The sequence below is a fragment of the Acetobacter pomorum genome (genome assembly GCF_002738225.1).
GTDB lineage: Bacteria > Pseudomonadota > Alphaproteobacteria > Acetobacterales > Acetobacteraceae > Acetobacter > Acetobacter pomorum.
Map to the genome: position 1 here is coordinate 1 of NZ_PEBQ01000202.1, position 392 is coordinate 392.

Below are 392 nucleotides of genomic sequence, written 5' to 3' on the forward strand. Positions count from 1 at the left end.
CTGGCGGTCATGTCCCTGGTGCGCAATCGCTCGATAACCGCAGTTCTGTAGTTTCGGCAGATGGCGGTTGTCGTCTCGTGCGCCCAGTGCTTGCGGATACGGGCGGCCTTTGCCTTGAGTGCTGCAACGCGCTTGCGAGCAAGGGCGTGACGGTTCGACCCCCGCTTGCGACGTGCAAGGATGCGTTGTGCCTTACATGCCCGTCTCTCGATGACGTTGAGCCGTTCCGGCAGCATGTAGGCCGTGCCGTCAGAAAGCATGAGCGGCACGGCAACACCCCGGTCAATGCCAACCGCGCCGTCTGTAGCGAAGCCCTGAACGTCACAGTCCTTACACCCGATGCTGATCTGCCAGCCGAGAGGCGTAAGACTGACGGTGGCTTCCGTTATCTT

1 protein-coding gene is annotated in these 392 nt (G+C 61.2%); it reads right to left on the bottom strand.

Going from position 1 to position 392, the window contains the following annotated elements; all coding sequences use genetic code 11:
* A partial coding sequence (locus CSR02_RS15370; RefSeq protein ID WP_143225635.1) for a transposase occupies positions 1–392 on the bottom strand: 392 nt, incomplete at both ends.